We start from the raw sequence: 279 nt of genomic DNA, 5'->3' as shown, positions 1-279 counted from the left end.
GGCTCGCTATCGTACATGTTTGGTGCGCTGCAAGATGGCTTGTCACTGTCTGAGGCAACAATTAAAGCTAAAGAAAGTGGCTTTACTGAACCTGATCCGCGTGATGACTTATCGGGGACAGACGTAGCACGAAAACTATTAATTATTGCCCGCGAATCTGGGATGCCACTAGAGCTAAGCGACATTGAAGTAGAGTCGGTATTACCGCACGGTTTTGCACAAGGCGATGATGTAAATACGTTTATGGAAAAGCTCCCTAGCCTAAACGCAGGTTTTAAC

General features: G+C 46.2%; 1 pseudogene. It reads left to right on the top strand.

Annotated elements, in window-relative coordinates:
* Positions 1-279, top strand: a pseudogene (locus AAEY88_RS13155) (hypothetical protein); the annotation flags it as partial.

It is taken from the genome of Psychrobacter sp. CAL346-MNA-CIBAN-0220 (assembly GCF_040309805.1).
Lineage (GTDB): Bacteria > Pseudomonadota > Gammaproteobacteria > Pseudomonadales > Moraxellaceae > Psychrobacter.
The sequence above is the reverse complement of the archived record's forward strand: the minus strand, read 5'-3'. Positions and strand labels throughout refer to the sequence as shown.